A 1032-nucleotide genomic window follows, 5' to 3' on the forward strand; every position below is an offset into this window, starting at 1 on the left:
TACGTACGTACCCTACTACTCTCTCTCTCTCTCTCTCTCTCTCTCTCTCTCTCTCTCTCTCTCTCTCTCTCTCTCTCTGCGGATCATCTCTCCCCCCTACAGCTTCATGATGAAATGGAGCGCGCAATACGGGGGCAAGGTGCTGATCGCCTTTGCCGTGACCGTATGGGCGTGGCCGCCGTCCGTAAGCGTGTGGCTGTGGGCCTCTGTTGCTACCGTGTGCCCGTGCGTGGGATCAGAGACGCCGTGGGCGTGTTCGCTTGAGCCTACAGCGTGCGCGTGCCCGGGGTCTGAGACGCCGTGTGCATGGCCCCAACTGTTGCCCGCAGCCGTAGACGTTGCGTAACCATCTGGAGGATGGCCAGAACCAGAATCGTTCAAGCTGGTATCTGACCCCTCAGATCGATCCGAGGGGGTTTGGTGCGTGTGGCTCGGAAGGGTATTCCAATCCAGCGTCGTCCCTTGAATGCCGATCCCTGTCCCGGCCGCCCCGGTCCAGATATTGAGGGCGGCGTTCTGGATGCCGATCCCGGTTCCCGAGTTCCCCGCCGTGCCTCCCGGCGCGGCATCGGCAAGCCTGATCCCCGTCTTGGCCGTCCCCGTGCTCACGTCCGGCGTTGCCGATGCGGCCCCGCCCCTGGCGTCCAGCGCGTACTTCCCGCCAGCGCCGATGATGAAGCTGTCACGCAGATCGGGGGTGCCCTGCGTGCCGTCGCAGATCGCCCAACCTTCCGGCACGGCGGAGGCCTCGCCGTACCACATTTTGACGACGCCCCGCGGCTCGATGTCCGGGACGATTTCCGGCCTGAGCTTTCCGCCCTTGCCTCCACCGGAAAACAGCTTTTGCAGGATACCGGGGAACCCCATTATTTCACCCTCACATGTATGTCGTAGTCTGTCGGGATTTCGTCGTGCCACTGGATGGCCGTCGACATGCTGCCGGGCTGCCCGACTTCACGGAACTGATCCTTTGCCGGATCGTCCCCCGGAAAGCAGGGGACGCCAGCGAGGAACACCTGCAGCTTTTTCGAG

At 63.0% G+C, this 1032-nt stretch carries 1 protein-coding gene; it reads right to left on the bottom strand.

Translation table 11 applies throughout. From position 1 onward, the window contains the following. Positions 1–96: 96 nt before the first annotated feature. Positions 97–867 (bottom strand): hypothetical protein, encoded by a 771-nt coding sequence (locus HMPREF0178_RS20060; RefSeq protein ID WP_009369367.1) that lies wholly within the window; start codon positions 865–867, stop codon positions 97–99. Between the last annotated feature and the right edge of the window lie 165 nt (positions 868–1032).

The sequence above is a fragment of the Bilophila sp. 4_1_30 genome (genome assembly GCF_000224655.1).
Lineage (GTDB): Bacteria > Desulfobacterota > Desulfovibrionia > Desulfovibrionales > Desulfovibrionaceae > Bilophila > Bilophila wadsworthia.

What these genes read in the sequence shown, in the direction of transcription:
- HMPREF0178_RS20060 (WP_009369367.1), bottom strand. Translation starts at nt 867, where the DNA reads ATGGGGTTCCCCGGTATCCTGCAAAAGCTGTTTTCCGGTGGAGGCAAG.